9 protein-coding genes and 1 pseudogene are annotated in these 7194 nt (G+C 69.9%); 6 read left to right on the top strand and 4 right to left on the bottom strand.

Translation table 11 applies throughout. The features are described from left to right. The 3 genes and pseudogenes from FV229_RS27650 to FV229_RS23790 all read left to right on the top strand — a co-directional run. Positions 1 to 267: pseudogene (locus FV229_RS27650) on the top strand (hypothetical protein); the annotation flags it as partial. A gap of 176 nt (positions 268 to 443) precedes the next feature. Next, the gene (gene dksA / locus FV229_RS23795) at positions 444 to 863 is read left to right on the top strand and encodes an RNA polymerase-binding protein DksA (protein ID WP_147728054.1); all 420 of its coding nucleotides are present in this window, start codon (positions 444 to 446) and stop codon (positions 861 to 863) included. A gap of 140 nt (positions 864 to 1003) precedes the next feature. After that, positions 1004 to 1183 carry a hypothetical protein gene (locus FV229_RS23790; RefSeq protein ID WP_147754324.1) on the top strand — a complete coding sequence of 60 codons (180 nt, stop codon included), beginning with the start codon at positions 1004 to 1006 and terminating at the stop codon, positions 1181 to 1183. A 15-nt stretch (positions 1184 to 1198) separates the two neighbouring features. On the opposite strand, the gene flgH is transcribed toward FV229_RS23790, so the two are convergent. From flgH to flgF, 4 genes are read right to left on the bottom strand one after another with little or no spacing between them, the layout of a single operon-like run. Beyond that, positions 1199 to 1969 carry a flagellar basal body L-ring protein FlgH gene (gene flgH / locus FV229_RS23785; protein WP_147754323.1) on the bottom strand — a complete coding sequence of 257 codons (771 nt, stop codon included), beginning with the start codon at positions 1967 to 1969 and terminating at the stop codon, positions 1199 to 1201. Between the two features lie 35 nt (positions 1970 to 2004). After that, positions 2005 to 3090 carry a flagellar basal body P-ring formation chaperone FlgA gene (gene flgA / locus FV229_RS23780; protein WP_147754322.1) on the bottom strand — a complete coding sequence of 362 codons (1086 nt, stop codon included), beginning with the start codon at positions 3088 to 3090 and terminating at the stop codon, positions 2005 to 2007. A 22-nt stretch (positions 3091 to 3112) separates the two neighbouring features. After that, the gene (flgG, locus tag FV229_RS23775) at positions 3113 to 3904 is read right to left on the bottom strand and encodes a flagellar basal-body rod protein FlgG (protein WP_147754321.1); all 792 of its coding nucleotides are present in this window, start codon (positions 3902 to 3904) and stop codon (positions 3113 to 3115) included. Between the two features lie 14 nt (positions 3905 to 3918). Next, positions 3919 to 4659 carry a flagellar basal-body rod protein FlgF gene (gene flgF, locus FV229_RS23770; protein WP_147754320.1) on the bottom strand — a complete coding sequence of 247 codons (741 nt, stop codon included), beginning with the start codon at positions 4657 to 4659 and terminating at the stop codon, positions 3919 to 3921. 279 nt (positions 4660 to 4938) lie between these two features. Between flgF and fliL the strand changes: the two genes are divergently transcribed. From fliL to FV229_RS23755, 3 genes are all read left to right on the top strand, one after another. Continuing rightward, positions 4939 to 5454, top strand: coding sequence for a flagellar basal body-associated protein FliL (gene fliL, locus FV229_RS23765; RefSeq protein ID WP_147754319.1), 516 nt, complete (start codon positions 4939 to 4941; stop codon positions 5452 to 5454). A 49-nt stretch (positions 5455 to 5503) separates the two neighbouring features. Next, complete coding sequence (gene fliM / locus FV229_RS23760; RefSeq protein ID WP_147754318.1) at positions 5504 to 6718, top strand: flagellar motor switch protein FliM; 1215 nt, start codon at positions 5504 to 5506, stop codon at positions 6716 to 6718. A gap of 15 nt (positions 6719 to 6733) precedes the next feature. Then, positions 6734 to 7194 (top strand): DUF6468 domain-containing protein (locus tag FV229_RS23755; protein WP_147754317.1); only part of this gene is annotated, 461 nt, incomplete at its 3' end.

Below are 7194 nucleotides of genomic sequence, written 5' to 3'. Positions count from 1 at the left end.
CGGCGTGGGATGGTGGCGCAGGTACCAGTCGAGGATCAGCAGCTGCTCGCCCGGTCCGGTCGCGGGCACGGAGAGCTGCACGAACGGGATGCCGGTGGCGGCCGCAAGGCGAGCGTGCTCGACGAGCGCCGCGACACCCCCGAATCGCACGACGACGCGCTGTTCTTCGACCAGAGCCATTACCGGCTCCCGGTCGCCCGGCCGCTCGCCGACGCCATCGCCGCGGCGGTCAATCGCCTGCGGGCTCGGCCGGCGATCCCGGGTTGAGCACATCAATCTCGATTCGTCGCCGCGCACCGTGGCGTCTTTGCCGCATCAATTGGCGCAGCGCGTGCAGGTGCGGACGTCGGCACGTGGGTGCGTTGTAGCAGCAATCCACCTCGACTATACGGCAGGCAATGATCGCCGCGGACCGGCCGTACGGGACTATGGAAGGGCGACGAATGGCGAAGGTGACGCTGGAGGACGGCTACGTTCCGTCCGACGACGAGCCCTTCATGAACGAGCGTCAGCGCGAGTATTTTCGGCGCAAGCTGCTCGGCTGGAAGAGCGACATCCTGCGCGAGGCGCAGGACACCCTCGTTGCGTTGCAGAGCGAGAACGAGAACCACCCCGACCTCGCGGACCGCGCCTCCTCGGAGACCGACCGGGCGATCGAGCTGCGGGCCCGCGACCGGCAGCGCAAGCTCACCGGCAAGATCGACGCGGCGCTGGCACGGATCGAGGACCGGTCCTACGGCTATTGCGAGGAGACCGGCGAGCCGATCTCGCTGCGCCGGCTCGATGCACGACCGATCGCGACGCTGTCGCTGGAGGCGCAGGAGCGCCACGAACGCCGCGAGCGCGTCTACCGCGACGACTGAGTTTTGTTGCGATGCGGCATCGGTTTGTCCAGTAACAGCGCCGTCTCGACCGGTCCGGACTGCCCGAGATGCGACGTCGAGCCCTGGAACCGACGGGCTCGACGGTGCTTGATCCGATGACATCATCGGAAGGCACCTCCATGAGCAACGATGTTCTGATCCCGGTCCTCGCCATCGGGACCATCGTGGTCGCGACGGTGATCGCCGTCTGGCAGCGCACGCGCGTCGCGCAGAAGAAGCACGACCCCAGCCGCTCCGCCTTCGTCGCGAACCATGGCGAGGCGTCGCGCCCGAACCGGCCCGGCACCGAGCACACCTGATCGTCTCGCTGGCGATCAGAACGGCAGCAGGATGTCGACGATCTGCTGGCCGTAGCGCGGCTGTTGGACGTCGGTGATCTGGCCGCGGCCGCCATAGGCGATGCGGGCCTGCGCGATCTTCGTCGATTCGATGGTGTTGTCCGACTCGATGTCCTCCGGGCGGACCACGCCGGCCACGACGAGTTCGCGCACCTCGAAGTTGATCCGGATCTCCTGCTTGCCCTCGACCACGAGGTTGCCGTTCGGCAGAACCTGCGTGACGATCGCGGCGACGTTGGTCGACACGGTCTCGTTCCGCTGGACCGACCCCACGCCGTCGTTGGAGGAGCTGGACGTGGCGGCGAGCAGCTTGTCGGGCGAGACGCCGGCGGCGAGCACCGCGGCGTTCTTCTCGAGGCCGCCGGCGTTCGGCAGGCCGAAGTTCTCGGTGTTGCTGCGCGAGCGCTTGGTCTCGTTGGAGATGTTGGCCTGGTCGGTGACGTTCACCTTCACGGTGACGAGGTCGCCGATCCGCGCGGCGCGCTGGTCCTTGAAGAAGGCGCGCGAGCCGGTGCGCCACAGGGAGTTCGGCGCATACGAGACCGGCTGCACGTCGGGCATCGGCAGGCGGACGGGCTTGTAGCCGGCCTGGGCGGTCGGGTCCTCGATCGCCGAGAGCGCCGGCTGCGCCCCGACGTTCGAGAGCCGGTCGACGGTGTTGCAGGCGCCGAGGCCGGCGCAGGCGACGAGCGCGGCGGCGAGCGGCAGGGGCTGGCGCAGGAAGCGGCGGCGCGGAAGATGACGCATCGGATCGGCTCTGCCTGGATTGTCGAGGATGGCGGTCAGCGGACGGAGGTCGGCGCTTCGGCGCTCGCCTGTCGCTGAAGCGGTGCGGGGCCGACCGAGACGCGGCCCGGACCGATCACCACCGCCTGGAGGACCTTCTTCGAGGCCATGTTGATGACGTTGACGGTGGCGCCCATGCGCCCGGCATCCGTCGCCTGGCCCCGCATCGCCAGGCTGATGCCGGGCGATTCGTAGATGATGGTCACGGCCTCGCCGCGGGCGACGAGTTCCGGTGGGGCGGTGTCGCCGTTCCGCAGGACCGCGCCTTGGCTCAGCGTGCGCTGCGCGACCTCGCCGACCAGCGTCGCGCCCGAGGCGAGCGCGTCCGAGGGCGCGCCCTCGCGCGGGCGGCGCTCGATGGTCAGGTCGGCGGCGGTGACCGGCTCGCCGCGGTTAAGCGTGCGGTTGACGATCGCCACGTCGCGCATCTCGATGACCACGCCGGTCACCCGCAGCGAGGCCTGGCGCTCGCCCAGCGTCATCAGTCCGCCGACGCGGCGCGAGCGCGGATCGTAGTTGAGGTCGAGGGCGACGACCTGGCCGTCGAGGTCGATCGGGGCCAGCAGCATCGGTCCGTCGCCGTCGAGGCGTACGCTCACCGACTTCTCGTCGACGGCATAAGCGGTCTGGAGGGCTCGGCGGAGTGCCGCCTCGATCTCCTGCGCGCCGACCCGGCGCGCGGCGCGCTGCACGGCCACCTGGAGCCGGCCGCCGGTCTCGACGGCGCCGAGGTTCAGGGCCGCCACGGCCTCGGCGATGCGGCGCGCCTGGATCGTGCCCGTGGCGCCCAGCGCCGGGGCCCGGAACAGCGGGCGCTTGGCCGCCGACGCGGGTGCGCCCTCGACGAGGTCTTCGAGGGTGAGGACGTCGCCGCGGGCGGTGACGTCGCCGCGCAGGCGCATCGGCTCGTCGGCGAGCGCCGGCAGGGTGTAGGCGCCGAGCATGGCCAGCGCGAGGAAGGCTAGCGCGGCGCGCACCAGCACGGGGAGGCCGAGCGGCGCGGTGCGCAGGGCGACGCGGCGCGTGATCGGCCGCAGGTCGGCCTCGCGGCTCGGTTCGTCGTAGGCGAAGGAATGGGACATGACCGTCGGGCTCCGGGCGGCGCTAGCTGCGGAACATCTGCGAGGTGGTGGAGAGCATCTGGTCGGCGGCGGTCACGACCTTCGAGTTCATCTCGTAGGCGCGCTGGGCGGCGATCAGGGAGGAGATCTCGGTGACGGCGTTCACGTTCGCCTCCTCCAGGTAGGATTGCTGGAGGTTGCCGAAGCCCTCGCCGCCGGGCAGACCGGCGACCGCCGGGCCGGAGGCCGCGGTCTCGATGAACAAGTTGTCGCCGATCGACTCGAGGCCGGTCTTGTTGACGAAGCGGGCGAGCTGGAACTGGCCGAGCGATTGCGGCGCGGTCTGCCCCGGCAGCGTCGCCTGCACGGCGCCGGTGGCGCTGATGGTGACGGCGGTGGCGGTGTTCGGCACGGTGACGCCGGGATCGACGAGATAGCCGTCGCGGGTCACGAGCTGCCCCTGCGCCGACAGGTCGAACGAGCCGTCGCGGCTGTAGGCGGTGCGGCCGTCCGGCATCGTCACCCGGAAGAAGCCCTCGCCGCGGATCGCTACGTCGTAGTCCTTCTCCGTCGAGGTCAGCGTGCCCTGCGACATGATGCGGGCGGTCGACACCGTCTTCACGCCCGAGCCGATGGCGAGGCCCGCCGGCAGCTGCGTGTTCTGGTCCGAGGTCGAGGCGCCGGCGCGGCGCAGGTTCTGGTAGAGCAGATCCTGGAAGTGCGGCTGCTGGCGCTTGTACCCGGTGGTGCGAAGGTTGGCGATGTTGTTCGAGATGACCTGGACGTTGAGTTCCTGGGCCGCCATGCCTGTGGCGGCGGCGTAGAGCGCGCGCATCGTCTAGCTCCCGGTCAGGCGACGTCGGCGAGGCGGCGGATCGCCGTGCCCCGCAGATCGTCGAGCCGCGTGATCACGCTGGACACCATCGCGTAGGTCCGGTTCACGTCCATCAGCCGGGTCATCTCGAGCACCGGCTTGACGTTGGACTTCTCCAGCGCCCCTGATTCGAGGCGGCCCTTGATGCCCGCGGGCTGCGGCTGCGATGTCGAGGCGTAGAGGTTGGCGCCGGCGTTGCTCAGGCTCTGCGGGTTGGCGAAGGTCACGAGCCTCACCCGGCCGCGGACGCCGAGGTTGGTCGAGACCGTGCCGTCCTGCCCGATCGAGAGGCCGGTCTCCTGCGGGTTGATGGTGATCGGTCCGCCCTCGCCCTGCACGGCGTAGCCGTCGCTGGTGACGAGGTTGCCCTGCGCGCTCACCTCGAAGGCGCCGTTGCGGGTGAAGCGCACGCCCTGCGGCGTCTGCACCGAGAAGAACGCCTCGCCCTGGATCGCCACGTGGGTCGGGTTGCCGTCCGGCTCGATCGCGCCCTGGCCCAGGTCGAGGGTCGTGCCCTGGTCGATCACGTAGGAGAGGCGGCGGTCGGCGCCCGAGAAGGTGTCGGCGCTCGCCGTCGGCATGAGGTACTCCTCGAAGCGCGTCGAGCGGCCCTTGAAGCCGGTGGTCGAGACGTTGGCCATGTTGTTGGCGATGACGTCGAGCTCGCGCTGAAGCGCCATTTGGCTCGATACGCCGACGAGGAGGGCATTCTGCATCTGAACTCGATCCGTCGTGCCGCGGTGGCGGCGAGGGGATATCCGCATCCCCCGTGCCAGATCGGTCTTTTGCAATTTTGCGTGATTTTTCAGTGCGTTGACGGTGAGGAGGGCGTTATGGCGGCACGACCGGATCGGACCGTCGGCAAAGCCGACCCGGCAGATTGTGCCGACTTAACGCCGCGTTTACCCTGCGGGCCGATACCGGAGGCTCGAACCGGCCCGCACCCGATAGGCGGGTACCCCAGCCATCAGCCGACGGACCACGGAACACCGCTCATGGCCAAGAAGCCCAAGAAAGCGGAAGCCGTCGAGGGGGCGCCCGGCGAGGCCGAGGCGCCCAAGAGCAAGAAGAAGCTCGTGATCATCGCCGCCGCCGCGGTGCTGCTCCTCGGCGGGGGAGGGGGCGCCTTCATGATGAAGAAGCGCGCCGCCGCCCAGGCCGAGACCGAGCACGCCGCCGACAAGGCCGAGGTGAAGCAGCCGTCCGTGTTCCTCGACGTGCGCGAGATGGTGATGAACCTCAGCCCCGAGCCCGGCTCCGACAAGGCCAAGTTCGCCAAGCTCCGCATCGCACTCGAGCTCAAGGACGCCAAGGTCGAGAACGAGGTGAAGCCGCTGATGCCCCGCGTCGAGGACGCGCTGCAGGTCTACATGCGCGACATGCGCAGCAGCGACATCTCCGGGTCGGTCGGCATGTACCGCCTCCGCGAGGAGCTGCTGAAGCGGGTCAACGTCGCGGTCTACCCCGCCAAGGTCGAGGCGGTGCTCTTCAAGGACGTGATCGTCCAGTAGCCGACGACCCCGCCGAGCCCGCCCGCGTCGCAACCCAACCGAGCCCGCCATGGAACCCGACGACCCGAACGTGGAGGACGACTGGTCGGCGGCCCTGATCGAGCAGGGTGCCGAAGGCGGCGACGCGTCGCTCGCCGACGAGTGGGGCGCGGCGCTCGCCGAGCAGGGCACCACCCGCAACGCCAGCGACGTCGCCGCCGAGTGGGCGACGATGATCGAGGATGGGGAGAGCGACAACCTTCCCGAGCTCGCCGGCAACGACCGCATCCTCAGCCAGGACGAGATCGACGACGTCGTCGGCTTCTCCCTGCGCGAGCTGTCCGCGTCCGGCGCGGGCGGCGTGCGCGCCATCGTCGATTCGGGCGTCGTCCAGTACGAACGCCTCCCGATGCTGGAGATCGTCTTCGACCGGATGATCCGGTTGCTGTCGACCTCGCTGCGCAACTTCTTCCAGGACAACGTCGAGGTGACCCTCGACAACATCACCTCCGTCCGCTTCGGCGACTACCTCAACGCGATCCCGCTGCCGACCCTGCTCGGGGTGTTCAAGGCCGACGCCTGGGAGAATTCCGGGCTGGTGACGGTGGAGTCGAACCTCGCCTACTCGACCCTGGACCTGCTGCTCGGGGGCAAGCGCGGCGGCACGTCGAGCCGGCTCGACGGGCGGCCCTTCACCACGATCGAGATGCAGCTCGTTCGGCGCCTGGTCGAGATCATCCTCGGCGACCTCGAGCTGTCGTTCCAGCCGCTCTCCCCGGTGAAGTTCGGGATCGACCGGATCGAGACCAACCCGCGCTTCGCCACGATCACCCGCCCGGCCAACGCCGCGATCCTGATCAGCCTGCGCCTCGACATGGACGGGCGCGGCGGCCTGCTGCAGATCCTGTTCCCCTACGCCACGATCGAGCCGATCCGTGAACTGCTCATGCAGAGCTTCATGGGCGAGAAGCTCGGCCGCGACCACGTCTGGGAGGGGCACCTCGCCACCGAGATCTGGCAGGCGGACATGACGATGGAGGCGGTGCTGCACGAGATGATGCTGCCGCTGAAGCGCGTCATGGCCCTCAAGGTCGGCGACACGCTGATGTTCGACGCCAAGCCCAGCGACCTGATCACCGTCCGCTGCGGCGAGTGGGCGCTGACCCAGGGGCGGATCGGGCGCGTCGACGACAGCATCGCGGTGCAGGTGACGCGGCCGTTGCGGCGCTCGCGCACCACGCTCCAGGCCTACGAGGCCTCGATGAACAACCGAAGCGACGCCTGAGATGGATTTTCGGTCATGAGCCTCCTCGTCACGCTCGCCGCCGACGGCCTCGTCGCGATCCTCCTCGTCGCCACCATCGTGTCGTCGATGAAGCTGTCGCGGCGCATCGTCCAGTTGAAGGGCGACGAGGCGGCGCTGCGCCAGACCATCGGCGACCTCATGGTGGCCACCGCCAGCGCCGAGCGCGCCATCGCGGGGCTGCGCAACACCCTGGACGAGTGCGACCGGACGCTCGCCGAACGCCTCGGCACCGCCGAGCGCTACGCCGCCGACATCGCCGCTCAGGTCGAGGCCGGCGAGGGCGTGATCGCCCGCATCGGCGCGATCGTCACGCAGATGCGTGGTGCCGCGCCCCGACCGGCCGCCCCCGAGCCGGCACCGACGCGTCCGGCGCTCCACGTCGCCAGCGAGGCGCCGGTCCCCGACGGCCCGAACGGCGAACGCCTCGGCGCCGCCGCCGCCGCCGCCCTCGCCAT

This window comes from Methylobacterium sp. WL120, from assembly GCF_008039465.1.
GTDB lineage: Bacteria > Pseudomonadota > Alphaproteobacteria > Rhizobiales > Beijerinckiaceae > Methylobacterium > Methylobacterium cerastii.
This window is presented reverse-complemented; position numbering and strand designations above follow the sequence as displayed.

Bases quoted from the DNA above. Each gene is read 5' to 3' on its own strand.
- dksA (WP_147728054.1), top strand. From the start codon at position 444: ATGGCGAAGGTGACGCTGGAGGACGGCTACGTTCCGTCCGACGACGAG.
- fliL (WP_147754319.1), top strand. From the start codon at position 4,939: ATGGCCAAGAAGCCCAAGAAAGCGGAAGCCGTCGAGGGGGCGCCCGGC.
- flgA (WP_147754322.1), bottom strand. From the start codon at position 3,090: ATGTCCCATTCCTTCGCCTACGACGAACCGAGCCGCGAGGCCGACCTG.
- FV229_RS23790 (WP_147754324.1), top strand. From the start codon at position 1,004: ATGAGCAACGATGTTCTGATCCCGGTCCTCGCCATCGGGACCATCGTG.
- flgG (WP_147754321.1), bottom strand. From the start codon at position 3,904: ATGCGCGCGCTCTACGCCGCCGCCACAGGCATGGCGGCCCAGGAACTC.
- flgH (WP_147754323.1), bottom strand. From the start codon at position 1,969: ATGCGTCATCTTCCGCGCCGCCGCTTCCTGCGCCAGCCCCTGCCGCTC.
- flgF (WP_147754320.1), bottom strand. From the start codon at position 4,659: ATGCAGAATGCCCTCCTCGTCGGCGTATCGAGCCAAATGGCGCTTCAG.
- fliM (WP_147754318.1), top strand. From the start codon at position 5,504: ATGGAACCCGACGACCCGAACGTGGAGGACGACTGGTCGGCGGCCCTG.